1 rRNA gene and 1 pseudogene are annotated in these 419 nt (G+C 70.4%); one reads left to right on the plus strand and one right to left on the minus strand.

The window, feature by feature from the left end:
• Window positions 1–93 (plus strand): 5S ribosomal RNA (gene rrf / locus ACWD6N_RS36960); the annotation flags it as partial.
• 90 nt (window positions 94–183) lie between these two features.
• Here the strand turns inward: rrf and ACWD6N_RS36965 are convergent.
• Window positions 184–419 (minus strand): annotated as a pseudogene (locus tag ACWD6N_RS36965) (hypothetical protein); the annotation flags it as partial.

Below are 419 nucleotides of genomic sequence, written 5' to 3' on the forward strand. Positions count from 1 at the left end.
ACGCCCGGTCACATTCCGAACCCGGAAGCTAAGCCCTCCAGCGCCGATGGTACTGCACTCGTGAGGGTGTGGGAGAGTAGGACGCCGCCGGACAATCTTCCAGTCGAGGGCCGCCCCATCCGGGTCGGCCCTCGACTGCGTAGCGCCATTGGTGGCGCAATGAGGAAGGATGTACCTGTGAGTTCAGGACCGCAGGGCGGAGACCGTCCCCGTCGTTACGAAGACCGTACTGACGGCCAGGGCGGCCGCGACCGCGGCCCGCGTCGCGACGACCGTCCCCCGTACCGGGGAGACCGTGACAGCGCTGGCGGAGCCCGAGGCGGATACGCCGGCGGCCGCGACGCCGGTTCCCGTGGTGGTGACCGGGACGGTTCGCGCTCGGGTACGCCTCGTGAGGGTGGCTACCGCGGCGGCGTACG

Source organism: Micromonospora sp. NPDC005163 (genome assembly GCF_053599835.1).